At 63.9% G+C, this 21,518-nt stretch carries 21 protein-coding genes; 10 read left to right on the top strand and 11 right to left on the bottom strand.

What is annotated here, in order from left to right:
* From ISS20_RS04145 to ISS20_RS04135, 3 genes are all read right to left on the bottom strand, one after another.
* Positions 1 to 208: DUF4148 domain-containing protein (locus ISS20_RS04145; protein ID WP_291433964.1), on the bottom strand; the 208-nt coding region annotated here is incomplete at its 3' end.
* Positions 209 to 510: 302 nt separating this feature from the next.
* A complete protein-coding gene (locus ISS20_RS04140) occupies positions 511 to 1,773 on the bottom strand; it encodes an AI-2E family transporter (RefSeq protein WP_291433962.1) in 1,263 nt (420 codons plus the stop codon).
* A 68-nt stretch (positions 1,774 to 1,841) separates the two neighbouring features.
* A complete protein-coding gene (locus ISS20_RS04135; RefSeq protein ID WP_291433960.1) occupies positions 1,842 to 3,092 on the bottom strand; it encodes a spherulation-specific family 4 protein in 1,251 nt (416 codons plus the stop codon).
* A gap of 140 nt (positions 3,093 to 3,232) precedes the next feature.
* Between ISS20_RS04135 and ISS20_RS04130 the strand changes: the two genes are divergently transcribed.
* Positions 3,233 to 3,967 (top strand): hypothetical protein, encoded by a 735-nt coding sequence (locus ISS20_RS04130; protein ID WP_056748228.1) that lies wholly within the window; start codon positions 3,233 to 3,235, stop codon positions 3,965 to 3,967.
* Positions 3,964 to 4,545, top strand: coding sequence for a FlgO family outer membrane protein (locus tag ISS20_RS04125; RefSeq protein ID WP_291433956.1), 582 nt, complete (start codon positions 3,964 to 3,966; stop codon positions 4,543 to 4,545). Before ISS20_RS04130 ends, ISS20_RS04125 begins: the two co-directional genes overlap by 4 nt.
* A 170-nt stretch (positions 4,546 to 4,715) precedes the next feature.
* Here the strand turns inward: ISS20_RS04125 and flhC are convergent, their stop codons facing one another.
* From flhC to ISS20_RS04100, 5 genes are all read right to left on the bottom strand, one after another.
* The gene (gene flhC, locus ISS20_RS04120) at positions 4,716 to 5,279 is read right to left on the bottom strand and encodes a flagellar transcriptional regulator FlhC (protein WP_015015271.1); all 564 of its coding nucleotides are present in this window, start codon (positions 5,277 to 5,279) and stop codon (positions 4,716 to 4,718) included.
* A gap of 44 nt (positions 5,280 to 5,323) precedes the next feature.
* Entirely contained in the window at positions 5,324 to 5,650 is a 327-nt protein-coding gene (flhD, locus tag ISS20_RS04115) for a flagellar transcriptional regulator FlhD (protein WP_015015270.1), read from the bottom strand.
* A gap of 326 nt (positions 5,651 to 5,976) precedes the next feature.
* The gene (locus tag ISS20_RS04110; RefSeq protein WP_291433951.1) at positions 5,977 to 6,879 is read right to left on the bottom strand and encodes a sulfurtransferase; all 903 of its coding nucleotides are present in this window, start codon (positions 6,877 to 6,879) and stop codon (positions 5,977 to 5,979) included.
* A gap of 101 nt (positions 6,880 to 6,980) precedes the next feature.
* Positions 6,981 to 7,892, bottom strand: a complete 912-nt coding sequence (locus tag ISS20_RS04105) for a DMT family transporter (protein WP_291433949.1) — start codon at positions 7,890 to 7,892, stop codon at positions 6,981 to 6,983.
* Positions 7,893 to 8,031: 139 nt separating this feature from the next.
* Complete coding sequence (locus ISS20_RS04100; RefSeq protein ID WP_291433948.1) at positions 8,032 to 9,186, bottom strand: aromatic ring-hydroxylating dioxygenase subunit alpha; 1,155 nt, start codon at positions 9,184 to 9,186, stop codon at positions 8,032 to 8,034.
* Between the two features lie 275 nt (positions 9,187 to 9,461).
* On the opposite strand from ISS20_RS04100, the gene xseB reads away from it, so the two are divergent.
* The 4 genes from xseB to ISS20_RS04080 all read left to right on the top strand — a co-directional run bounded on the left by xseB (position 9,462) and on the right by ISS20_RS04080 (position 13,991).
* Complete coding sequence (xseB, locus tag ISS20_RS04095) at positions 9,462 to 9,704, top strand: exodeoxyribonuclease VII small subunit (protein ID WP_015015266.1); 243 nt, start codon at positions 9,462 to 9,464, stop codon at positions 9,702 to 9,704.
* Between the two features lie 11 nt (positions 9,705 to 9,715).
* Positions 9,716 to 10,675: a polyprenyl synthetase family protein gene (locus ISS20_RS04090; RefSeq protein WP_291433946.1), complete on the top strand. Its 960-nt coding sequence runs from the start codon at positions 9,716 to 9,718 to the stop codon at positions 10,673 to 10,675.
* A gap of 91 nt (positions 10,676 to 10,766) precedes the next feature.
* Positions 10,767 to 12,662 (top strand): 1-deoxy-D-xylulose-5-phosphate synthase, encoded by a 1,896-nt coding sequence (dxs, locus tag ISS20_RS04085; protein ID WP_291433944.1) that lies wholly within the window; start codon positions 10,767 to 10,769, stop codon positions 12,660 to 12,662.
* Between the two features lie 246 nt (positions 12,663 to 12,908).
* Complete coding sequence (locus ISS20_RS04080; protein WP_015015263.1) at positions 12,909 to 13,991, top strand: TRAP transporter substrate-binding protein; 1,083 nt, start codon at positions 12,909 to 12,911, stop codon at positions 13,989 to 13,991.
* A gap of 540 nt (positions 13,992 to 14,531) precedes the next feature.
* Here the strand turns inward: ISS20_RS04080 and ISS20_RS04075 are convergent.
* From ISS20_RS04075 to ISS20_RS04065, 3 genes are all read right to left on the bottom strand, one after another.
* Positions 14,532 to 16,319 carry a TRAP transporter large permease subunit gene (locus tag ISS20_RS04075; protein ID WP_291433940.1) on the bottom strand — a complete coding sequence of 596 codons (1,788 nt, stop codon included), beginning with the start codon at positions 16,317 to 16,319 and terminating at the stop codon, positions 14,532 to 14,534.
* A 14-nt stretch (positions 16,320 to 16,333) separates the two neighbouring features.
* Positions 16,334 to 16,954: a TRAP transporter small permease subunit gene (locus ISS20_RS04070; RefSeq protein WP_291433938.1), complete on the bottom strand. Its 621-nt coding sequence runs from the start codon at positions 16,952 to 16,954 to the stop codon at positions 16,334 to 16,336.
* A gap of 182 nt (positions 16,955 to 17,136) precedes the next feature.
* Positions 17,137 to 18,264, bottom strand: coding sequence for a substrate-binding domain-containing protein (locus tag ISS20_RS04065; protein WP_291433936.1), 1,128 nt, complete (start codon positions 18,262 to 18,264; stop codon positions 17,137 to 17,139).
* 63 nt (positions 18,265 to 18,327) lie between these two features.
* Here ISS20_RS04065 and ISS20_RS04060 point away from each other — a divergent pair, with 63 nt between their 5' ends.
* Genes ISS20_RS04060 through ISS20_RS04045 form a run of 4 tightly spaced genes read left to right on the top strand, consistent with a single transcriptional unit; the run spans position 18,328 to position 21,466 of the window.
* Positions 18,328 to 19,065, top strand: coding sequence for an ABC transporter permease (locus ISS20_RS04060; protein ID WP_291433934.1), 738 nt, complete (start codon positions 18,328 to 18,330; stop codon positions 19,063 to 19,065).
* Positions 19,062 to 19,790 carry a phosphate ABC transporter ATP-binding protein gene (locus ISS20_RS04055; protein ID WP_291433932.1) on the top strand — a complete coding sequence of 243 codons (729 nt, stop codon included), beginning with the start codon at positions 19,062 to 19,064 and terminating at the stop codon, positions 19,788 to 19,790. Before ISS20_RS04060 ends, ISS20_RS04055 begins: the two co-directional genes overlap by 4 nt.
* Positions 19,787 to 20,623 (top strand): substrate-binding domain-containing protein, encoded by an 837-nt coding sequence (locus tag ISS20_RS04050; protein WP_291433930.1) that lies wholly within the window; start codon positions 19,787 to 19,789, stop codon positions 20,621 to 20,623. Before ISS20_RS04055 ends, ISS20_RS04050 begins: the two co-directional genes overlap by 4 nt.
* A 9-nt stretch (positions 20,624 to 20,632) precedes the next feature.
* Complete coding sequence (locus ISS20_RS04045; protein WP_291433929.1) at positions 20,633 to 21,466, top strand: molybdate ABC transporter substrate-binding protein; 834 nt, start codon at positions 20,633 to 20,635, stop codon at positions 21,464 to 21,466.
* Positions 21,467 to 21,518 lie beyond the last annotated feature (52 nt).

Raw genomic sequence — 21,518 nt, 5'->3', positions numbered from 1 at the left:
TGGACTTGTAGGTCACCACGCGCGAACCTGCGGGCTCGATGGAGCGTGTTTGTGCCACGGTAGCGGCTTCAGCAGCCACTTCAGCGCGGGTGCGGTTCGTGTCGAACTTCAGGGCAAATTGCGAGCCATCGGCTTCGTCGGCATGGGCGCCAAAAGCGGCGAAAGCGGCAACGGCGGCGACGGAGAGGAAACGGGTGGTCTTGTTCATGATGAAAATCCTTGAAAGTTAAAAAGCGTCTCAAAAAAGCCGGTTCAAAAACCATTCCTGAACCGGGTTCGGTGAGTCGCCTTGCGGGTTCGGCTCATCGATGGGATGAACTGTACGCCGATGGTGTTCAGAGAAAAACCACTCAGTCGCGAACTAACTGTTCCAGTATTGGGAACAATCTTTAAGTCCGCTTCGGCCACATGGGTGTGCCTTGATGTGCGGATGAAGTGGTTTGAACTGAGAGGTCATCGCTCCGCAGCGTGGCGAGGGGCGCAGGTCGATTTCGCAGGAGCAGCGGGTACTCAGTCCCCCAGCAATTCACCCACCGCTTTGAGATCTTCCACGCGGTCGCACACGGCCTTCACGGCCATCATCACCGGGATGCCCAGCAGCAACCCCCACAGCCCCCACAGCCAGCCCCAGGCCAGAACGCTGACGAACACGGCCACGGGGCTCATGCTGCTGGTGCGGCTGGTGAGCCAGGGGGTGAGCAGGTTTCCGATCAGGGTGTGGATGACCAGCGAGGCGCCGCCAATGGCCATGGCCATGTCCAGCGTGCCAAACTGCAAGAACGCCACCAGGGCAGAAGCCCCTGTGACCAGCGCTGAGCCGATGTACGGCGCGAGGTTGAGCACGGCGGCCACCACGCCCCAAACGGCCGCGTTCTCCAGCCCCAGTGCCCAGTAGGCAGTACCGGTGGCCAGGCCCACCAATACGCTGGTGAACACCTGCAGCAGCAGATACCGCTGAATCTGCTGGGTGATGTCCTGCAGCACATGGATGGTGACCTTGCGCCGCTCCAGGCTGGTGCCGGCGATGCGTAGCAGCTTGTCGCGAAACAGGTTTCCCGAGGCCAGGGCGAAGTAGGTCAGAAACACCACCACCATCAGCTGCCCCAGGGCTGACATCAGGCCCATGGTGCCGCTCCACAAGTAGTCGCGGATGTTGAAGGGGGTGCGCTCAACGATCACCCGCTGCACCCCCCGCCGAGGTGCTGCGCTGCTGGCACTGTTTTCGTTGGCGGCCTGCTCGATCTGGGCGGCCGCTTTTTGTACGGTGTCCAGCGGGCTGCTGCCACCCGCGCGGGCCTTGAGGTTGTCACGGACCTTTTTGGCAGCGACGGGTACCGAGTCCACCAGTTGGGCCGCTCCATCGCTGAGCGACCAGGCCGTGCTGGCCAGCCCGGTAACGATGGCCACCAGCAACACACCGGCCCCCAGCGCCCGCGGCATGCGCCAGCGGGCCATCATTTCCACCGCCGGGCGCAGCGCAATGGTCAGGAGGAGGCTGAGCATGATGGGAATGAATACCGCACTGGCCCAATGCAGCAGCGCCACGCTGGCAAACAGTGCCAACAGCGCCAGCGACAGATTGCGCACGTCCACGGGCATGTGGAGCATGAGGGGGGCTGCGTGGGACGCGAGGCCGACTGCTGGAGCGTGTCCTGCAGCAGCAGGGGCGTCAGTGCCGTCGCGGGTGGCAGCGTCCCCAATCGGGGTAGCTGTTGATGGTCCCTCCTCCCGGGGAGCTTCCGGGGAGGGCGTAGTGGTGGGCTCAGTCGTCATGCGCCGATTGTGCGGGGGCCTTCAACAAAAGCATGTAGGCGTTCAGCGCTTGGTATGGCCCACGGTCTTCAGCACAGCGGCAAGGTACGTTCCTTGTTGAGAGCATCCACGGTGCCCAACAACTGCGGCCAATAGGTGGGCAGGGCCGACCAAGGAGCGCCGATAGCGAGGTTGGTGGCGTACACCATGCCCGTGTTCAGGCGTGGGCGGTTCGCATTCTTCACGGCCGCTTGCATCTCCGTGCAAGTGCTGGCCGAGTGCACCAGCATCGCTTGCGCAGTGTTGGCCTTGGCGTAGACCCAGGTGCTCGACGGTTGGGGATCCACGTTCTGGTAGGCGGCTGCATTGCCTGCGTAGGTCACCAGCGTATCGGCGACCGCTGCATACGCCGGGACAGGGTAGGTGCCAGGATTTCCAATCAGGAGAGGGGTGCCGGGAGCGCTGGCGCCGGTACTCATGCCCGAGGTCAATCCCTTGACGTAGTTGTAGATGTCCTGGAAGTAAGCGACCCGCGCGCTGTCGGTGGCCATGCCGTCCAGAAAAAAACCATCGAGCAGTTTGGGATACAGCCTGATGTAGTTGTCGATGGTGGCCTTGACGTCGGAAACAGAGAGCGTGCCGCCGCTACTCGATGCGGTCGCCACATACCCGATCACGCGGTTGCTGGTGCCCGCCACTGCCCTGAAGGCCTTGACGGCGGTGGTCAGGTCAGTGTCCTCTTTCGTGGTGGCTGTCAGGACCCCACTGCTGGTGCTGGCAATGGCAGTGATCTGCACATCCGGATAGCTGGTCGCGCCGCTCGTGAGGGTAGTCCAAGGGGTCGACGTACCTGTGGCTGTGAAATAGGCAGGGACTAACACCTGCAGCGGTTTGTGAGCAGGGCGCACGTAGTACGTCAGGCTGTCACTGGCTGAGTTTGCGCTGCTGGTGGCGGTCGCCGTCACCTGAAATGTGGCAGTTGGAGGCAGGCTGCTGACCGTCAAGGTGGTGCTGGCGACACCTCCTACCGTTGTGGGTGCCACAGGGGCCAGTGTGCCTGCGGTGGTGGGGTTCACGGCGAAGGTGGCAACGGTGCCGTTCGGCGCGGTACTCCCGTTCGTGGAGACGTTGACGGACAGCGGTTCCGAACTACTGGGTTCCAGCACGTTGTTGGCGGACTGCACGAAGCTCACGCTGACGGGGGTAGCCGCTGGTGGCGGCGGTGGCGGTGAAGGCGGAGCGGGCGTGGCAGTCTTGTCGGACGCGCCACCGCAGCCAGCCAGTGCGGCGGTCAAGGCCAGCAGGGACGCGAGGCGGTGTGTCGTGTTCTTGGTGTGCATGGTCTTCCGGGGTTTGTTGGGTGTACAGCTATTGTGAGTGCTTGTAGTGGCGTCACCAAGCGCTGAAAACGCGGCTTAAGGTGGGGAAAGACGGCTTTGTTGTGGAGATCACGGACGGCTGGCGCCACTAACATGGCTCCATGCGATCTTCCCTCCTGCGCATTTCGACCGTTGTGCCGCTGCTGGCTGCGACGCTGCTGGCTGGCTGCGGCACCCTGGACGTGCCACGCGCCGACAACTATCCTGCTACTGGCCAGAAAAAGGCCCGCGCCGTGCACCACTGGGATGTGCTGGCTGGGGATGTGGCTGGGCGAGTTGCCGAGAAGATCGCGTCCTGGCCTGCAGGCGAGTACCCCATTCACGTGACGGTGGCGGACAAATCCAGCTTCAACGCGGGTTTCCTCAAACTGCTGACAGTGCATTTGTTGAACCGCGGCGTTGTCCTTTCCACGGTTCCTACTGCGGTGGAGCTGGAGGTGCAGACCCAGGTGGTTCAACACCTGGCCGGTGTTCCGCCCAATTTCCCTGTCCCGATCGCTGGGACCCTCATCGGGACCGGCGTGGGGGTATGGCGTGACTGGAAGGTGCACTATTCGGATCGCACTTTGCTCCCAGGCGTTGCGACAGCACTGGGGGTGGGAGCGGGCTTGGCATTGGACATGGCCCATCTGTACACGCAAGGTGCCGCGGCGGGCGGGCCTACGCGGACTGAAGTTCTGATCACTACGACACTGAAGAGCCGTGACCGTTATTTGGCTGGTTCCGCAGACCTGTATTACATCGAGCGGGAAGATGCCGCGCTGTACCAACCAGAGGTCTTGGTGCCCGCACCGGCACCCACCCCCGTTAAAACCTGGCGGGTGGTTGCGCCATGATGCGCCGTTTCCATCCTGGCAAGCTCAGGTCCGCGTGGTGCTTGGGCATGGTGGTGGTGTCGGCCCTGGCGCTGCAGGGCTGCTCGACCAACCCGGTCCACAGCTATTACTACGGCAACAGTGCGGGTGGCGTGTCGCGCACCGACCTGATCGAGGTGAACGACCGGGCAACGGATGCCTTGCTGCTCAACGCGCCGCTGGACGCGAGCCAGCCGCTGTTGGTGGCCACCCTGGTCAATGTGGACCGGCTCAACGAGTCGTCGCGGCTGGGGCGCATCTTTTCGGAGCAGATCGCGGGACGCATGGTGCAGCGCGGACTGCGCGTGACGGAAGTGAAGCTGCGTGACAACCTGGTGCTGCATCGCGAGCAGGGCGAGCTGCTGCTGTCGCGCGAGGTGCGGGAGGTCAGCCAGGCGCAGAACGCGCAGGCCGTGGTGGTGGGCACGTACGCGGTGTCGGCGTCGGTCGTGTACATCAGCCTCAAGCTGGTGAACCCGGTGGGCAATCAAGTGATCGCTGCGCACAACTACGCGGTGCCGGTGGACGAGAACGTGCGCACCTTGCTTGGCGGGCGTTGATGGGGGCTCGGTGTTCTGCCTTGCACTACATTCCATCGGCAGACAGCAGACAGCAGACAGCAAAAAAGGCCCCGAATGGGGCCTTTTTTGTTTGCTATCCAATCAATAGCTAGCTGGGCAATATGCACTAGCGCATCGGGCGCTTTTGGCTCAAAAATCACGCCAAGGTGTCAATGCAGCATCAGCGCACCGGCCGTCTTGCTCTTGCCGGCACGTGCGGGTGGGTTGCACAGTCCGCAGGTGAAATGGCGGTTCTCATACAGCTCGGTCACGAACTGGCCGCTGCACTGGCTGCACTTGGTGCGCGTGAGCATGCCGGCGTCCACAAATTTCACCAGGCGCCAGGCGCGGGTGAAGGACAGCAGGGGCTCGATCTCGGCCGTGGCCACCTGTTCGTTGTACAGGCGGTAAGCCTTGGTCAGCAGCTCCACCGAATCCAGGTCCACGCCCTTGGACAGGTATTCGTAGATGTTCAGGAACAGCGAGCTGTGGATGTTCTCTTGCCAGGTCAGAAACCAGTCCGTCGAGAACGGCAGCTGGCCCTTGGACGGGGACTTGCCAGCGATCTCCTTGTACAGCCGGATCAGGCGTTCATACGACAGCGTAGTCTCGGACTCCAGCACCTGCATGCGGGCGCCCATCTGGATCAGCATGGCTGCGCGTTCGATCTGCTTGGACTCGTTCAGAACGCTTTTGACAGGGGCTTTGGCGGCGGCGGTGGTCGTGGAGGACATGGCGGGCTTTCGGTGAGAACGGGACAACGCTGTGGGCTAGTGCTTCAGAGCACTTCCGACACGCGGCTGGCCATCAGGATGTTGGCGTGCAGGGTGTTGGTGGCGTCGTTGCCCACCTTCTTGGCCGAGTGGTTGGTCAGCAAGCTCCACACCAGGTTGTCGTCCACGCGGAAGCTGCAAAGTAGCGTGTTGCGGGAGGCCAGTTTCATCACTTGCGCTGCCGACAGCGAAGCGAGAATATCGGCAGACTCTTCGTTCATGCCCAGACGGAAAACCGCTTCGGCCTTGTCCTGACGGATCAGGGTTTGGGCCAGCATCAGGTAGGTGAGGTTGGCTTCGCGGATTTCAGCGAGGATTTGTTCGTTGGTCATGGCAGCTTCCTTTTTTCCAGTACCGGGTCTTGCGTTGCCTGCTGACTGCATGTTTTGCGTGATCCGTTGAAATGGATTGTGAAACCGCCCCAATCAGAAATTAAGTCGGGGTTTGGCTGTGCCGCGTGTCTGGTTTCGCGGCGGGGCGTGTAGGAATTTGCCCTACACGCGGATCAGGCATTGGCTCGCTTTTCAGGGGGCGCGCCTGCTGCACTGACAGGTGCCGGCCCCTGCATTCTGCTCATGGTTTTGATAGCGCCTGCAAAACCATCTTTTTTGCGCTTTTGCAACCGGCGGCGTTCGTTAGACGCCGCAGTTGGGGTTGTTCAACCCTTTTCGACCGGGCGCGCGGGGTCTGAACACCATTCGCTCCAGCTGCCCGCGAACAGCGCGGTGTGCCCCAGCCCGGCGATCTCCATGGCCAGAAGATTGGGCACCGCGCTCACGCCGCTGCCGCACTGGTGCACCACGGTCGCTGGGTCGCGGCCTGCCAGCAGGGCGTCGAACTCTGCGCGCAGCGTGGCTGCCGGTTTGAAGCGGCCGTCGGCTCCAATGTTTTCGGCGAAGGGTCGGTTGAGTGCGCCGGGAATATGGCCTGCCACGGGGTCCAGAGGCTCCACCTCGCCCCGGTAGCGGGCACCTGCACGGGCGTCGATCACGGTCTGTCCGGGCTGCTGCAGGCGCGCAAGCACCTCGCTGGCCGTGGCCAGCTGGCGCAAGGGGGCGCCCAGTTGGAAGTTGGTCTGGAAGTGGGCGGGCTCTTTGCCGCTGTTCACCGCCCCGCCGGCGGCCTGCCAGGCTTGCAGCCCACCGTCGAGCACGGCCACGGCGTCATGACCGGCCCACTTGAGCATCCACCACAGGCGGCCGCAATAGTTGGCGCCCTGGCGGTCGTACACCACGGCCTGCATGCCGTTGGCAAAACCCACGCTGGACAGCCACATGGCAAAACGTTCGCGGCTGGGCAGCGGGTGGCGGCCGCCGGATGCGGGCTGGTCGGCCTCCTGCGCCGTCAAAGTGCCGGTGGCGCCGGGTGCACCGTGCTTGGCGCTCAGGTCGTTGTCGAGGTTGGCGTACACCGCGCCGGGAATATGGGCTTGCGCATATTGCTGCGCGCCAGCCGTGGGTTGCATGAGTTCGAAGCTGCAGTCAAACACCATCAGCGGCGCACCGCTGGCGATGAGGGCTTGGAGGTCGGGGGCAGAGATGAGCGTGGTGTGGGTGGTCATCGGCAGAGGTGGTGCGAAGCAACCTGTAGGACGGGTAGGCCTCCATTGTGGCCATCCCGATGGGGTCTGTCCTCGCCAGTGCGCATTGGTTTTTGTATCGGTCAATGTTCTTCTGCCGGTGCGCCGGGCGCAGCCCGGGCCCGCAAGATGGTGGCCACGATGCCGCTGCCTACGATGAGGGCCATGCCGACCCAGCCGATGGGCGGGATCTTGTCGCCAAACAACAGTACGCTGTAGACGGCGGCAAACACGATGCCCGAATACTGCAGATTGGCCACCACCAGCGTGCCGCGCTGGGTCTTGGCGCTGGCGTAGGCCCGGGTCATGCACAGCTGCCCGCCTGCAGCCAGCACGCCGATGGGCAGCAGCCACAGCGCCTGCCAGCCCGGCCAGTCCGACATGCCGGTGAACAGCATGGCCACGCCGCCCGCCACCGCGGAGCCCACCGCAAAGTAGAAGACGGTGCGCGACTCAGGCTCGCCCAGGCGCGACAGTGCCACCACCTGCATGTAGGCAAATGCTGCCGACAAGCCGGACATGAGTCCGATCATCCCGGCGAAGGCCTGGTTCTGGTCCAGGCTAGGGCGCAGCATCAGCACCACGCCCACAAACCCGGTGAGCACAGTGAGTACCAGCGGACCTTGCAGGGCAGGCCGGGGCGTTGCCACAGAGGGGCGCCAGGCCAGCAGCGTGCCGCCGACCAGGAAGGCCGCGATCCACACGCTGCTCATGTAGTTGAGCGTCATGGCAGTGGCCAGCGGCAGGTGGGCAATCGCATAGAACCAGGCGCCCAGCGACGCCACCCCCACCAGGCTGCGCCAGGCGTGCATGCCGGGGTATTGGGTGGCTAGCGTCACTTTTTGCGAGCGTGACAGTAGCCAGAGGATGAACATGCCGATCAGCCCCCGGTAGCACACCAGCTCGGCCGAGTTGAAGAAGTCCGAGGCGATCTTGACGCACACGCCCATGCTGGCAAAAAGAAACGCGGCCAACACCATCCAGAGGGCTTGCATCGGGTTGTGATCTTTTGATGAGCACCGGGTGGTGCAGAAACGAAAATAGCTGCCAGCGCTTATTTTTAAGCACTGGCAGCTATTGTAATGAGAGCAAGCCCAGGCGGGCCTGCGGATTGGCGGGGTTTTGCCGCGGTATTCAGCGTTTTGACGCAGCCGGGTCGATGGTGTCGCCGCCCATGGTCTGGCGGTACCACTCGTGGAAGTGCTGCATGCCATCTTCCATGGGGCTCTGGTAGGGGCCCACCTCGTTGTCGCCGCGTGCCATCAGGGCCTTGCGGCCTGCGTCCATGCGTTCACCGATCTCATCGTCCTCAATGCAGGTCTCCATGTAGGCGGCCTTCTGTGCCTCGACGAACTCGCGCTCGAACGCAGCGATCTCTTCGGGGTAGTAGAACTCCACCATGTTCAGCGTCTTGGTCGGGCTGATGGGGTGCAGCGTGGACACGGTGAGCACATGCGGGTACCACTCCACCATGATGTGCGGGTACAGCGTGAGCCAGATGGCGCCATGCTTGGGCGGCTTGCCCTCGCGGTAGGCCAGTAGGGCTTCGTGCCAGCGTTCGTACACGGGGCTGCCTGCCTTGCCCAGGCGGTTGGCCACGCCCACGGTCTGCACGGAGTAGTTCTTGCCGAACTCCCAGCGCAGGTCGTCGCAGGTCACGAAGCTGCCGAGGCCCGGGTGGAAGGGCCCGACGTGGTAATCCTCCAGATAGACCTCGATGAAGGTCTTCCAGTTGTAGTTGCACTCGTGCAGCTCCACGTGGTCGAGCACGTAGCCGTCAAAGTCCAGATCGGCGCGTGGTCCCATCTGGGCCAGGTCCGCCGCAACGTCGTAGCCGTTGTCTTCAAACAGAAGACCGTTCCACTCGCGCAGCTTGTAGTTGTTGAGGTTCAGGCATGGGTCGTGCGCGAAATGCGGTGCGCCCAGCAGTTCGCCCTTGGGGTTGTACGTCCAGCGGTGCAGCGGACACACGATGTTGCCGCCCGCGCTGCCCTTTTGCTGGGTGTTCAGCGACCCCTTGCCCTTGAGCATGACCGCCTGCCGGTGGCGGCAGACGTTGGAGACCAGCTCGATACCGCCCTGGGCGTTGCGCACCAGCGCGCGGCCCTCGCCCTCCTGGGGCAGTGCGTAGTAGTCGCCCGCGTTGGGCACAGCCAATTGATGCCCCACATAGCGGGGCCCGCGCTGGAAGATGGTCTCCAGCTCGCGCTGGAACAGCGCATCGTCAAAGTAGCTCGAAACTGGTAGTTGGCTTGCGGCCTGCTGCAGTTGAAGACTTAAATCAGACATGGGTGACCTGACCTAAAGACTCCCCACAGAAAGAGTGCGGGAGGTGCGCCAGAGAAGGCACATCTGGAAAAAGAAAACCGGCTAGGGTGGGTAGCCGGCTCGACGGGAATGGGATTATAGGCGGTGGGGTTATTCCCGCACCCCCGCTACGTGAATAGAAAACACCGGTTCCGGAAAAATAGGGGCGCCCCACGGATCGGCCCCTGTCTGACACGGGCGCCACAGCGCTGCGCCTAAAATCATTGGTTTTTCACCCGCGCACTGCCGCCCCCTTCATGCCCAAGGCCCCCGCAACCCCCGCTCCTCCCGCCGAACCTGCCAGCTACGAGGCGGCCCTGGAGGAGCTGGAGCAACTCGTGGCCCGCATCGAGTCGGGCCAGCTGCCGCTGGACCAGATGCTGGCTGGCTATCAGCGCGGCGCCACTTTGCTGGCCTTCTGCCGCCACCGGCTCGATGCCGTGCAGGACCAGATCAAGGTGCTGGACGACGGCCAGCTGCAACCATGGAATCAGGAATGAGCGCGTTGCCAATGACCCCTTCGACGGTGGGGGGGCAGCCCCTGGATACGAACCTCTGGAGCCAGAACCACCTGGCCAATGTGGAACAGGCCTTGTCCCGTTGGGTGGGAGACGGCGCCCCGGCAGGGCTCGGCGACGCCATGCGCTACGCCGTGCTGGATGGCGGCAAGCGCCTGCGGCCTCTGTTGGTACTGGCGGCGTATGAGGGCGCGCGCAGCGGCGCGTTGGATTCGGTGGCGTCTGATGTTGCGGTGGTTCACGCGGCCTTGGATGAAGCTGCCCTGCGTGCCGCGTGCGCGGTCGAATTGATTCACGCCTACTCGTTGGTCCACGATGACATGCCTTGCATGGACAACGACGTGCTGCGCCGTGGCAAGCCCACGGTGCATGTGCAGTTTGGCGAAGCCCAGGCTTTGCTGGCGGGTGATGCGCTGCAGGCCTTTGCGTTTGAATTGCTGACCCCCGACAACACCCTCATCCCCGCCGCCACGCAGGCAGCCCTGTGCAGGCTGCTAGCGCGGGCTGCGGGCTCGGCCGGCATGGCGGGCGGTCAGGCGATAGACCTGGCCAGCGTGGGCGTGGCGCTGACCGAGACGCAACTGCGCCAGATGCACCGCCTGAAGACCGGCGCGCTGCTCCAGGGCAGCGTGCTCATGGGGGCACTGTGTGGTCACGCGGCACCCACCGCCTACCAAGCCCTGTCAGACTATGGTGCTGCCATGGGTCTGGCGTTCCAGGTGGTGGACGATATCCTGGATGTGGTGGCCGACTCGGCCACCCTGGGGAAAACGGCGGGCAAGGACGCTGCTGCAGACAAACCCACCTACGTGTCTTTGCTCGGGCTGGAGCGTGCACAGGTCTTTGCGCAGGAGCTGCTGGCCGAGGCCCATGCGGCCCTGGGGCGCAGTGGTTTGCCCGACACCCGTGCCCTGGCAGCCCTGGCGGACATGGTCGTGCGCCGCTCTCACTGAGCCTGGCCCTGGTCCCTGGCGACTCTCTCAATGTCCAAATGCCTGCTGGTGCTTGAATTTCTTGCGCTGGTAGCTATCAAAAGAATAGTCAATGTCCACGACATCCTTTCCTCTGCTGCAGACCATCAATGACCCGGCAGACCTGCGCCGGCTCTCGCGTGCGGACCTCAAGGTGCTGGCGACCGAGTTGCGCGAGTTCGTGCTGCAGAGCGTCTCCCAGACCGGTGGCCACCTCAGTTCCAACCTGGGCACGGTGGAGCTGACCGTGGCCCTGCACCATGTCTTCAACACCCCCGAAGACCGCCTGGTGTGGGATGTGGGCCACCAGACCTATCCCCACAAGATTCTGACGGGCCGTCGCGACCGCATGCACACGCTGCGCCAGATGGGCGGTATCTCGGGCTTTCCGCAGCGGGCCGAGAGCATTTACGACACCTTTGGCACGGCGCATTCCAGCACCAGCATCTCGGCGGCGCTGGGCATGGCTCTGGCCGCCAAGCGCAAGGGCGACAACCGCCATGCGGTGGCCATCATCGGCGACGGCGCGATGAGCGCTGGCATGGCTTTCGAGGCGCTCAACAACGCGGGCGTGGCCGACTGCAACCTGCTGGTGGTGCTGAACGACAACGACATGAGCATCAGCCCGCCCGTAGGCGCGCTCAACCGCTATCTTGCGCAGCTGATGAGCGGTCAGTTCTACGCCGCCGCCAAGAACGTGGGCAAGACCGTGCTGCGCCCCGTGCCGCCCCTGCTCGAATTTGCCAAGCGCTTCGAGCAGCAGGCCAAGGGCATGGTGGTGCCCGCCACGCTGTTCGAGAAATTCGGCTTCAACTACATCGGCCCCATCGACGGGCACGACCTCGATTCGCTGATCCCCACGCTCGAGAACATCAAGAGCTTGAAGGGCCCGCAGTTCCTGCACGTGGTCACCAAGAAGGGCCAGGGCTACAAGCTGGCCGAGGCCGACCCCGTGGCCTACCACGGGCCCGGCAAGTTCGACCCCTCCGTGGGCCTGACCAAGCCCGCCACGCCCCCCAAGCAGACCTTCACCCAGGTGTTCGGCCAGTGGTTGTGCGACATGGCGGCGCAGGACCCGCGCCTGGTGGGCATCACGCCCGCCATGCGCGAAGGCTCGGGCATGGTCGAGTTTGAAAAACGCTTTCCGGACCGCTACTACGACGTGGGCATTGCCGAGCAGCATGCCGTCACGTTTGCCGCAGGCATGGCCTGCGAAGGCGTCAAGCCCGTGGTGGCCATCTACTCCACCTTCTTGCAGCGGGGCTATGACCAATTGATCCACGACGTGGCCCTGCAGAACCTGCCTGTGGTGTTTGCGCTGGACCGTGCTGGCCTGGTGGGTGCCGACGGTGCCACGCACGCAGGCGCTTATGACATCCCGTTCGTGCGCTGCATTCCGAACATGAGCATGGCCTGCCCCGCCGACGAGCGCGAATGCCGCCAGTTGCTCAGCAGTGCGTTTGAACAGGACCACCCAGTGGCCGTGCGTTACCCGCGTGGTAGCGGCGCGGGTGTGGCGCCGCTGGCAGCGCTCGATGGCCTGCCGTTCGGCAAGGGCGAGATCCGCCGCGAGCGCAAGGGTGATGCGGACGGCAAGGCGCCCCGTATTGCCATCCTGGCGTTTGGTACCTTGCTGTATCCCGCGCTGGAGGTGGGCGAGGCGATCGATGCCACCGTGGTCAACATGCGCTGGGCCAAGCCCATCGATGAGGCCTTGCTGCGCGAGGTGGCGGAGCGCCACGACGCTCTCGTGACGGTGGAAGAGGGGGCCATCATGGGCGGCGCGGGCAGCGCAGTGACCGAAGCGCTCAATGCCATGGGCATCGTGCGCCCCTTGCTGCAGCTCGGGCTGGGCGATGTCTTCATCGAGCACGGTGACCCGGCCAAGTTGCTGGCGTTGCAGGGGCTGGATGCAGCGGGTATCCGCGCATCGATTGCAGCGCGGTTTTTGCCTGGCAGCACGGTCTGAAACGGGGCGGGCAGCAGGCGGCGCATCGCGCTGGCCTGTGCGTGCGGTGATGGCTTTTGCGCCGCTGTCGCGCAGATGCTTGCAGAACCCTGAAGGTGTATGTTGGGGTCTGAAATTTCGCGGGAAAACCCGCAAAAGTCCTGGGGGTCATGTTCCTACAATGGTCCCGGCTGAAACATGTCCTTGGTCGGCCGTGCACAACGCGTGCGCACCAAGTTTTGCAATCAATATATCGGAGAGAACCTCATGGATCGTCGTTCAATCATCAAGCATGCTGGCATTGCCGGTGTGCTGGCTGCAGGCGCTGCGCCCGCCGTCCACGCCCAGGCTGCCATTCGCTGGCGTCTGGCCTCCAGCTTCCCCAAGTCGCTGGACACCATCTATGGCGGCGCTGATGTGTTCTCCAAGGCCGTCAAGGCCATGTCGGGCGGCAAGTTTGAAATCTCCGTGCACGCTGGTGGCGAGCTGATGCCTCCCTTCGGCGTGGTGGACGGCGTGCAACAAGGCACCGTGGAAATGGCACACACCGTGCCTTACTACTTCTACGGCAAGAACCCCGCCTTCGCGCTCGGCTCTGCTGTGCCGTTTGGCTTCAATGCCCGCCAGATGAACGCCTGGATGCTGCATGGCAACGGCCGCAAGCTCATGAACGAGTTCTACGGCGGCTTCAACATGATCAGCTTTGCAGGTGGCAACACCGGCACGCAGATGGGTGGCTGGTTCCGCAAGGAAATCAAGTCGCCTGCCGACTTCAAGGGCATGAAGATGCGCCTGGGTGGCGGCCTGATCGGTGAAGTGATGCAGAAGCTGGGTGCTGTGCCCCAGAGCATCCCAGGCGGCGAAATCTACCAAGCCCTCGAAAAGGGCACGCTGGACGCCGCCGAGTGGGTGGGTCCATACGATGACCAGAAGCTGGGCTTCAACAAGGTCGCTCCGTTCTACTACTACCCCGGCTGGTGGGAAGGCGGTCCTGAAGTGGACTTCTTCGTCAACCAGAAGGCGTTTGACGGCCTGTCGGCCGAGAACAAGGCCATCATCGAAGCCGCAACCAACGTGGCCCACGTGGACATGCTGGCCAAGTACGACGCGCTGAACCCCACGGCCTTGAAGCAACTCGTGGCTGCCAAGACCAAGGTGCTGCCTTTCTCGCAAGCCGTGATGGACGCTTCGTTCAAGGCTTCGATGGAAGTATTCGCCGAGAACGACGCCAAGAGCCCCGAGTGGAAGAAGATCTACGCCGACATGCGCGCCTTCCAGCGCGACCAGATCCTCTGGTTCCGCTTTGCCGAAGCCCGCTACGACACCTTCATGTCCGCACAAAAGATCTAATTGCATGGCTGCGGCGCAAGCCGCATGGCATGACCGATCAAATAACCCGCCCGGTTCGCCTGGCGGGTTTTTTTGCGTCTTGTCTCATGGGGCTCGTCGTCGGATCAGAGGTGGTTGAGGTGCAGAAGGGGTGCTGGACCAAGCGGCGATAAAAGAGTTGCCCCTGGCAGCCCTGAGCGGCGCCTGCGGCACGATCCTCCGGCTGGAGCGGGCCCTGATTCCAACTGTTGTCGGCACCAGAGCTTCGTGCCATGTTGAGCTCTATGGAGAGCCTGCTGGCGAACTCCCGCAAGGCGATTGAGAGGTTCGTATGGAGTGCCTCCTCAGTGCGGTGCGGTGCGGTGCGGTGTACAAGCTATGGGCCAGGTCAATTGCAGTGGCTCTGATCATCGCGCTTGTACTGCACTTCGTTGCCTGTTTGTGTCCGTGGTCTGTGGCGCCACCGTATCCGGAACGCCCATGAAAAAAGCCCCGGCAGAGGGCATCTGCCAGGGCTTCTCGTGCCTCAGAGGCTGGTCAACAGCCCCTGTTGGGTTCAGATCACTTTTTCTCGTTGGCCAGCGAGTCCTGCAGGGCCTTGAGTGGGTCGTCTGCAGCGGGGGCTGCAGCGTCTCCAGGGGCTGCTCCAGCGCCTTCCATACCGGCTGTGGGGTCGGTCGCCTCGGGGGCTCCGGCCGCGTCGGGCATGGTGGCTTCCATTTCCATGCGGACCTTGTCCAGGTCGTAGACCTCTTCCTTGTCCAGACCGCTGGAGACGATGCCAGGGAAGGCGATGATCAGGCCCACCATCATCAGCTGGATGATCAGGAAGGGGATCGCACCCCAGTAGATCTGGGGTGTCGTCACCGGCGCAATCATCTTCTTGGTGACCTTGTCCAGGTACTCCTTCGCCGGGGCCACGCTGCGCAGGTAGAACAGCGCAAAGCCGAACGGGGGGTGCATGAACGAGGTCTGCATGTTCACGGCCAGCAGCACACCGAACCAGATCAGGTCAATGCCCAGCTTGTTCGCCACCGGGGCCAGCAGTGGCACGACGATGAACGACAGCTCAAAGAAGTCCAGGAAGAATGCCAGGAAGAACACCATGATGTTCACGACGATCAGGAAGCCCAGCTGGCCACCGGGCAGGCCGGTCAGCAGGTGTTCCACCCACAGCGGGCCATCCACGCCCTGGAACGTCAGGCCGAACATGGTGGCACCCACCAGGATGAACACCACAAAACACGACAGCTTGGTGGTGGTGGTCACGGCCTGCTTGAGCAGCGAGAGGGTCAGGCGGCCGCGGATGATGGCCATGATGCCCGCGCCCAGTGCGCCCATGGCGCCGCCTTCGGTGGGGGTTGCAACGCCCAGGAAGATGGTGCCCAGCACCAGGAAGATCAGCAGCAGCGGGGGGATCAGCACAAAGGTCACACGCTCTGCAGCGCGGGACAGCAGGCCCAGGCGGGTGATCTTGTTGATGCTGGCGACCACGAAGGCCAGGGCCACGCCAAAGCACATGGCCACCACAATGGTCTCGTCCAGCGCCACGCGTTCCACCGTCTCGCCCGACCACCAGGTGTGCAGGGCGGGCATGTTCTTGGCCACATACATCGATGCGGCCACGCAGATGCCGGTCAGGACCAGCAGGGAGGTCACACCGCTCTTGCCGTTGTCGTCACGCAGCGTACGTGCTTCGGGTGGGATGGCAGGCACCCACTGGGGCTTGAAGATCGCCAGCAAGATGACATACAGGGCGTAGAAGCCGGTGAGCATCAGGCCGGGCAGGAAGGCGCCCTTGTACATATCGCCCACGCTGCGGCCCATCTGGTCGGCAATGATGATCAGCACCAGCGATGGAGGAATGATCTGCGCCAGTGTGCCGGATGCGGCAATCACGCCTGCAGCCAGTCGGCGGTCATAGCCGTAGCGCAGCATGATGGGCAGCGAGATCAGGCCCATCGAGATCACCGACGCGGCCACCACGCCCGTGGTGGCTGCCAGCAGCGCGCCCACAAAGATCACGGCCAGTGCCAGGCCACCCCGGATGGGGCCAAACAGCTGACCAATGGTGTCCAGCAGGTCTTCCGCCATCCCGCTTCGCTCCAATATGAGCCCCATGAGTGTGAAGAACGGAATGGCCAGCAGGGTGTCGTTCTGCATGATGCCGAAAATGCGCAGCGGCACGGCTTGCAGCAGCGCCTCGGGCAATACGCCCAGCTCGATACCAATGAAGGCGAAGAACAGTCCGCAGGCGCCCAGGCTGAAAGCGACCGGGAAACCCACCAGCAAGAAGCAGATGAGCCCCGCGAACATGATGGGGGCGAGGTTGTGAGTGAGAAATTCCATGGTGTGTGCTCCGCTCAGACGGCCTCGGTCTTGTTCTTGCCGTTGCCCTTGGCCGCTTCGGCCAGGTTGCGGATGGATTCAGCCAGTTCTTCCTCGGCCGTCTTTTCGACCTTCTTGACCGTGGGATCTTCGATCAGGCCTTGCAGGAAGCCCAGGCGCTTGATGAGTTCGGAAATACCTTGCAGCCACAGCAGCGTGAAGCCCAGGGGCATCATCAGGTACACGGGCCAGCGGATCAGGCCGCCAGCGTTGTTGGACATTTCACCCGACGCCAGGGCGCGCGTGAAGAACGGAACCCCGTACCAGAGCACGGCCAGGCACATGGGCGTCAGGAAGACGATGTAGCCGAACACGTCGATCCAGATTTGCGTGCGCTTGGAAAAGCGGCTGGAGATCACATCGACCTTGACGTGCTCCCCTTGCAGCAGCGTATAGCCGGCCGCCAGCAGGAACGATGCAGCGAACAGATACCACTGCACTTCCAGGAACGCGTTGGAGCTGATGTTGAACGCCTTGCGCACCACGGCGTTCACGCCGCTGATGACCGTGGAGGCCAGGATCAGCCAGACCACGTACTTGCCGACCTGGGTGTTAAGCCAGTCGATCCCTCTTGATAACTTCAATAGAGCCTGCATGGTGTCTCCAATAAAAAGGCTGTGTGTGCGAGATGCCTGTCCCCCGCGCGGGTAGGCGCTCGGGCTGGGCACACGTTGACGACGGCGCGATTCTACGGAGCACTGTAGGCGGAGTCTGACAGCAGCGTGACGGTGTTATCCCGCAGCGTTTGCTCATTCTTTAGCTATCAAAAATGTAGCAATTAGGGTTTCTGCCTAGGCGCTGAAGCGCGTTTTTTTCGCGCAAACTGCCACCAGGGCAGTACCGTGCTCATGGCCAGCACTTCACCGCAGTGCCAGGCGTTGTAACCCGGCAGGGTGGCCATGTGCGCCAGCCACTCGGGCGTCTGCAGCAGGGTGCGCAGTGCCAGCGTTGCCGGCTGGTCCAGGCTGGCTTTCAGGCAGGCCAGGTGGTAACGCTCATGCACCAGGGGCACAAAGTCCAGCCCCCGCGCGCGGGCCGCCAGCTCAATGCCCATGCCGACGTCGGCAGCCCCTGCAGCCACGGCCTGGGCAATGGCGGTGTGTGAGGGTTCGTTGAGGGCGTAGCCCACGATGCTCTGAGGGTCCATGCTGGCCTGGGCCAGCAGGTCGTCCAGCAGCACGCGCGTGCCCGAGCCCAGCGGGCGGTTGATGAAGCGGGCGCCGGTGCGCGCGACATCGGCCAGGCTGTTCAGGTCCAGCGGATTGCCGGGCGCCACGATGAGCCCCTGCGTGCGCTGCGCAAAGCCGATGATCTTGTGCAGCCCCGGCTGCAGCAGTGGCTGGTAGGTGCGTGCGGTGAGCGACTGCGCGGCCGCGTCCGCCACGGTGTGAAAGCCCGCCAGGGTGCAGCGTCCCTCGTTCAGCGCACGGATGGCGTCCACGCTGCCCGTAAATCTGATGTCGAGGTGCAGTGCGCCCACATCGGTCTGCGTTGCCGCATGGGCACGCAGCGCCGCCAGCGCATCGTCATGGCTGGCATACAGGGTGAGCACGTGGGCGTTGGGGTCAAACGCCACGGCAAACGCGCGCTCCAGGTCGGCGTGCAACGCCGCTATCTGCGGAGCCAGACGGGCCTGGGCCTGGCGTTCGGCCCACAGCAGCTTGCTCCCAAATTCGCTGAGCTGCGCTGACTGGCCCTTGCCCCAGATGATCAGTTCGCCGCCCAGCTGGTCTTCCCAGCGTTTGAGGGCGCCCCAGACGTGGCGGTAGGACAGATCCAGCGCGCGCGCTGCGCCCGATATGGAGCCGCGCTCGGCCACGGCCTGCAGCATTTCGGGCAGCGGGTTGCGGATGAGTGCATTGCCCGCATCGCGGCTGAGTGTGTAGTGAAGTTGGACCCTATGCACGGGATTTCATATCGCTGGATATTGGATGGGTGCCTACGATAGCCCAAACCGATCCCCTGGCCCATGTCTACCCTCACCGAAAGCGCGAGCACAGCGCTTGAACTCACCCTCTCAACCGACCCGGTCCTCTGGACCATCGTGGGCCGCTCCTTGTCCGTCAGCGCCACCGCCTGTGTCATGGCCTGTGGCGTGGGCCTGGTGCTGGGCGCCTGGCTGGGTGTGGCCCGCTTCGTTGGTCGCGGCGCAGTGCTGGCCGTGCTCAACACCTTGCTGGCTGTGCCTTCGGTGGTGGTCGGGCTGGTGGTGTACCTGGTGCTGTCACGCAGCGGGCCCCTGGGCTCGCTGGGCTGGCTGTTCAGCTTCAAGGCCATGGTGCTGGCGCAGGCCATTCTGGTGCTGCCCGTGGTCACCGCGCTCACGCGGCAGACGGTGGATGACGCCGAGCGCGCACATGGCGAGCAACTGCGGTCGATGGGCGCCGGGCCGCTGCTGCGCAGCCTGCTGCTGGCCTGGGATGAGCGCTATGCGCTGCTTACGGTGCTCTTGGCTTCGTTTGGCCGTGCGATCTCCGAGGTGGGCGCGGTGATGATCGTAGGCGGCAACATCGACGGCTTCACACGGGTGATGACCACCGCCATTGCGCTGGAGACCAGCAAGGGCGACCTGCCGCTGGCGCTGGCGCTGGGCATGATCCTGCTGGTCGTGGTGCTTGCTCTCAATGTGCTGATCGCTTTGGTGCGCCGCTGGCGTGAACGGGTGGATGGCTCTGCGTCCAGCACGCCGGTGGGGGTGGCAGCATGAGCGAGCCATTGCAAAACCCCTGGGTTGATCTGCGCCAGGTGACGGTGCGCTACGGTCGCGTGCAGGCGCTGGACCAGGTCACACTGCGCATCACGCCCGGCGAGCGCGTGGCGCTGGTGGGGGCCAACGGCAGCGGCAAAAGCACCTTGCTGCGCGTGCTGCATGGCCTGGCCGACACCCACGCGGGTGGTCTGCAATGCGATGCCTTGCTGCGCCAGGCCATGCTGTTCCAGCGCCCGCACATGCTGCGCACCAGCGCCCAGAACAATGTGGCCCTGGCCCTGTGGCTGCGCGGCACACGCTGGCGCGATGCGCGCCCCAAAGCCCTTACTGCCTTGCAGCGGGTAGGCCTGCAGGACATTGCTGCGCAGAATGCGCGCACCCTCTCGGGCGGCCAGCAGCAGCGTGTGGCGCTGGCCCGTGCCTGGGCGCTGCGGCCCGACGTGCTGCTGCTGGATGAGCCCACCGCCAGCCTCGACCCCCACGCCAAACGCGAGGTCGAGGCCCTGATGGCCGACTTTGCAGCCAGCCACGGCGCGGCCGGCCCGGCGCACCCGATGACCATGGTGTTCAGCAGCCACAACCTGGGCCAGGTCAAGCGCCTGGCCAGCCGCGTCATCTATATGGAGCACGGGCGCCTGGTGGCGGACTTGCCGGTGCACGATTTTTTCAACGGCCCCTTGCCGGAGGCCGCCCGTTTGTTTGTCAAAGGAGAGCTGGTATGACGAGTTTTAGGTCTTTTCGCGCGGTAGCGATAGTGTCCAAAGCGGTGGCAGCTATCGTTTTGGTAGCGTCTGGTTCTGCATTCGCGCAGAGCATCACCATGGCGTCCACCACCTCCACCGAGCAGTCGGGCCTGTTTGGCTACCTGCTGCCCGAGTTCAAGAAGGCCAGTGGCCTGGACATCAAGGTGGTGGCGCTGGGCACCGGCCAGGCGCTGGACATGGCGCGCCGGGGTGATGCCGATGTGCTGTTTGTGCACGATCAGGTGGCCGAAGAAAAGTTTGTGGCCGATGGCTGGGGCGTGAAGCGCTACCCGGTGATGTATAACGACTTCATCCTCATCGGTCCCAAGAACGACCCGGTGGGCACCAAAGGCAAGGACATCGTGCAGGCCCTGCAGAAGCTGTCTGCCGCCAATGGCAACTTCATCTCGCGTGGCGACAAGAGCGGCACCCACGCGGCCGAGCTGCGCTACTGGAAGCTCGCCGGTGCCGACGCCGCAAATACCTTAAAAGGCAGCGGCTACAAGGAATGCGGCTGCGGCATGGGCCCTGCGCTCAACATTGCGGCATCGAGCGGCGCCTATGTGTTGGCCGACCGTGGCACCTGGCTCAACTTCAAGAACCGTGCGGACCTGGCTGTGCTGGTGGAGGGCGATACCAGGCTCTTCAACCAGTACGGTGTGATGGCGGTCAACCCGGCCAAGCACCCGCATGTGAAGACGCAAGACGCGCAGAAGTTTGTGGACTGGATCGTGTCGCCCGCTGGCCAGACAGCCATTGCGGGCTACAAGATCGGCGGCGAGCAGCTGTTCTTCCCGAACGCAGCGCAGTGAGCGGCCTCTATGGCAACCCGTTCACAGGCTGCGTTAGCTGCAGCGGCCACCGGTCTGGCCTGGGCCCTGGCCGGTTGTGCGGTGGCGCCCGCCAAGGCTCCCATGGCTGACGCTGCTCCCGTGCAGGTGTACGCCGCCGGCAGCCTGCGTGAGGCTTTCACCGAGATCGCGCGCGACCACGAGGCCCGTACGGGTCAGAAGGTGGCGCTGACCTTTGGCGCCTCGGGCCTGCTGCGCGAGCGCATTGAAAAAGGCGAGCCCGCACAGGTCTTTGCTTCGGCCGACACCGACCACCCCCAGCGCCTGGCGGCCCGAGGCGGCTGGCAAGCGCCCGTGGTGTTCACGCGCAATGCGCTGTGTGCGCTGACCAGCGAGCAGATCAGCGCCACCCCTGACACCTTGCTGGCAACTATGCTGCGCAGCGATGTGCGCCTGGGCACCTCCACGCCCAAGGCCGACCCGTCGGGCGACTACGCCTGGGCGCTGTTCCGCCAGGCCGACCAGCTGCAGCCGGGTGCCTATGCCCAGCTGGATACCAAGGCCCTGAAGCTCACCGGCGGCGCGGATTCGCCCAAGCCGCCTGCGGGCCGGGGTACCTATGCCTGGGTGATGGAACAGCGCCAGGCAGATGTGTTTTTGACCTACTGCACCAACGCAGTGGCCGCCCAGGCCGAGGTGCCGCGCCTGCGCGTGGTGCAGCTGCCTGCGGCGCTGCAGGTGGGCGCTGCGTATGGCCTGACCGTACGCGCCGACGCGCCCGCTGCTGCGCAGGCGTTTGCCAGTGCGCTGCGCCAACCGGCCGCCCAGGCAGTGCTGCAGCGAATGGGGTTTGGGCAGCCCTGACCGCGTTGCAGTCAGTTGACGTACTGCGGGCGCACACACCCGCGACTGCCCA

The sequence above is a fragment of the Acidovorax sp. genome (assembly GCF_016783915.1).
Lineage (GTDB): Bacteria > Pseudomonadota > Gammaproteobacteria > Burkholderiales > Burkholderiaceae_C > Acidovorax.
This window is presented reverse-complemented; position numbering and strand designations above follow the sequence as displayed.

Coding starts and splice junctions, on each gene's coding strand:
- ISS20_RS04140 (WP_291433962.1), bottom strand. CDS start 1,773: ATGACGACTGAGCCCACCACTACGCCCTCCCCGGAAGCTCCCCGGGAG.
- ISS20_RS04135 (WP_291433960.1), bottom strand. CDS start 3,092: ATGCACACCAAGAACACGACACACCGCCTCGCGTCCCTGCTGGCCTTG.
- ISS20_RS04130 (WP_056748228.1), top strand. CDS start 3,233: ATGCGATCTTCCCTCCTGCGCATTTCGACCGTTGTGCCGCTGCTGGCT.
- ISS20_RS04125 (WP_291433956.1), top strand. CDS start 3,964: ATGATGCGCCGTTTCCATCCTGGCAAGCTCAGGTCCGCGTGGTGCTTG.
- flhC (WP_015015271.1), bottom strand. CDS start 5,279: ATGTCCTCCACGACCACCGCCGCCGCCAAAGCCCCTGTCAAAAGCGTT.
- flhD (WP_015015270.1), bottom strand. CDS start 5,650: ATGACCAACGAACAAATCCTCGCTGAAATCCGCGAAGCCAACCTCACC.
- ISS20_RS04110 (WP_291433951.1), bottom strand. CDS start 6,879: ATGACCACCCACACCACGCTCATCTCTGCCCCCGACCTCCAAGCCCTC.
- ISS20_RS04105 (WP_291433949.1), bottom strand. CDS start 7,892: ATGCAAGCCCTCTGGATGGTGTTGGCCGCGTTTCTTTTTGCCAGCATG.
- ISS20_RS04100 (WP_291433948.1), bottom strand. CDS start 9,186: ATGTCTGATTTAAGTCTTCAACTGCAGCAGGCCGCAAGCCAACTACCA.
- xseB (WP_015015266.1), top strand. CDS start 9,462: ATGCCCAAGGCCCCCGCAACCCCCGCTCCTCCCGCCGAACCTGCCAGC.
- ISS20_RS04090 (WP_291433946.1), top strand. CDS start 9,716: ATGACCCCTTCGACGGTGGGGGGGCAGCCCCTGGATACGAACCTCTGG.
- dxs (WP_291433944.1), top strand. CDS start 10,767: ATGTCCACGACATCCTTTCCTCTGCTGCAGACCATCAATGACCCGGCA.
- ISS20_RS04080 (WP_015015263.1), top strand. CDS start 12,909: ATGGATCGTCGTTCAATCATCAAGCATGCTGGCATTGCCGGTGTGCTG.
- ISS20_RS04075 (WP_291433940.1), bottom strand. CDS start 16,319: ATGGAATTTCTCACTCACAACCTCGCCCCCATCATGTTCGCGGGGCTC.
- ISS20_RS04070 (WP_291433938.1), bottom strand. CDS start 16,954: ATGCAGGCTCTATTGAAGTTATCAAGAGGGATCGACTGGCTTAACACC.
- ISS20_RS04060 (WP_291433934.1), top strand. CDS start 18,328: ATGTCTACCCTCACCGAAAGCGCGAGCACAGCGCTTGAACTCACCCTC.
- ISS20_RS04055 (WP_291433932.1), top strand. CDS start 19,062: ATGAGCGAGCCATTGCAAAACCCCTGGGTTGATCTGCGCCAGGTGACG.
- ISS20_RS04050 (WP_291433930.1), top strand. CDS start 19,787: ATGACGAGTTTTAGGTCTTTTCGCGCGGTAGCGATAGTGTCCAAAGCG.
- ISS20_RS04045 (WP_291433929.1), top strand. CDS start 20,633: ATGGCAACCCGTTCACAGGCTGCGTTAGCTGCAGCGGCCACCGGTCTG.